Consider the following 1885-nt stretch of genomic DNA (forward strand, 5'->3'; position numbering starts at 1 on the left):
TTGAGACTAACCCTTTGGGGCGTACGCAGTTGAAGGTTGTCTAACTTATCGTTAGTTAAATCGATCTTAGGTAATTCACGATTAACCGCAAACTCAGGTAATTTTCTCTGCTGGAAGTCGATACTAGCTGCAATCGCCATCTCAGTAGGTGACTGACTTGGTGCGTTCGCGTAGCGTGACCATAGGTCAATCGGTATAGTTTCTCTAGCTTCAGTATTAACACTATTGAGACTAACCCTTTGCTGTCGTTTCAGGTCTAGATTAGCAAGTAGAGCTTTTGGTGAATTTAGCTGAGGTAGTTGACCAGGCAGTAGCTCAAAACTAGGTAGCCGACCTTTACTTAAATCCACTAAAGGTGCAAGGGCGATATCTGAGGATGGCTCTGTCTGTTGGACTGGTGGAGGAGTCAGAGTCGAGTTGAAACTAACGATAGGTTCTCGTTTCCAGTTGAGCCTAGGGACTTGATCTGAGCTCAGATCAAAGCTAGGAAATTGTCCATCGTTGATGTTAAAACTGGAAGACTCTCTAAGAGCAATTGTTGTTGATCGCTCATTTTGGTTTAGGGAGGGAACCAGACCGGGATTGAAGCTGAGGATTGGTTCTTGTTTGAGATCAAGGCTAGGTAGTTGACTTGGCTTCAGGTCAATGACTGGTAAATTTTCCTCTGCTGCTTGGCTTGATTCAGCTTCAGCGATAGCAGGATACAGCACCATGGTGACGCTACCAGCGATCGCTCCCATTAGCTGTAGTTGACAAGATATGTTATAATTCTCAATTAATTTCATTGCTGATCCTCTTCGTTGAAGGTCGGAGTGACTGCAAAGTTCATGCGTGCCATACCACCAGGTTCTAAACGCACGAGTCTCGATTGGCTGTTGCCTTCACTGAAATGGGTATTGGGAGCTAGGGTGTAACCTGGAAGGCTAGTCAGGTCTAAAGCTCCAGTGTGGTATCCCGGTAGAACGTTCTTAACCGAGAACAGACCATTGGCATCAGTAGTAATTCGGTTACCGTTTTCCATAAAGATCACCGCATTAGGAACTCCCGGTTCTCCTGGTTGCTGATGACCATCAAAGTTTTTGTCTACAAATACTCGACCTAGTAAGGTGCCACAGTCAGAAATAATGCCGGGATCAACTCGTACTCGATGAACCACTGGCCCATCTTTGATATCCCAACCGTTGTCATCCCGTTCCGCAGCAACAATTGCTGAGTTCTCCCCGTCACCCCGGATGCCATCTGGGGTAACTTGCACCCCATAAGCAATGTTCAATACTCCACCTTCTGGAATTGGCTCTGTTGTCGTGAAAGTAATTGTTGCGCCATCTCGTGTGGTTTCAATATCCACTGATTCTTGCTGTAACTCGCCCCGGACAGAATCTTCAAGGAATTTAAATCCTAGGGGTAAGTCGTCAGTGACTACAATGTCTTGCACAGCACTACTGGCTAGATTGCGCAAAGAGAGGCGATAGATGATAGTATCTCCTGGTTCAGCCGTAGCTCGGTCTGCGCTCTTGGTAATCCGAATCGATTCAAGGTCACAAATACCCGTATCTACATTCAACAATCCCAAAACCAGACCTTCCCGTTCCGCATTCCGAATCAGGAATTCACCCTGTATTTCTGTGGGATTGGCATCGGTACTAATCGGTAAACCATCTAAAGACGTAGCAGTATAGGAGACTATACTTTGCGCTTCATCAACATTAGTGATCGTCAGTCGAATCCGTCGTTGCAGGAAATTGCTATTAGCGGGTGGATTAACCACCAAAATGTAGCTTCGACCGAGGTCTAACTGACCTCGGTCTCGATCAAACAGAAAGCTATATCTACCTCGGTTTTCATTGTCGTCATTGTTAAGGAAAAAGGGATTGGCATTGGTAGA

At 45.8% G+C, this 1885-nt stretch carries 2 protein-coding genes; both read right to left on the reverse strand.

The window, feature by feature from the left end:
* Positions 1-785: hypothetical protein (locus F6K53_RS39170; protein ID WP_293085294.1), on the reverse strand; the 785-nt coding region annotated here is incomplete at its 3' end.
* A partial coding sequence (locus F6K53_RS39175) for a hypothetical protein (RefSeq protein WP_366511418.1) occupies positions 782-1885 on the reverse strand: 1104 nt, incomplete at its 5' end. The genes F6K53_RS39175 and F6K53_RS39170, both read right to left, overlap by 4 nt.

This window comes from Moorena sp. SIO4A1 (genome assembly GCF_010672065.1).
GTDB lineage: Bacteria > Cyanobacteriota > Cyanobacteriia > Cyanobacteriales > Coleofasciculaceae > Moorena.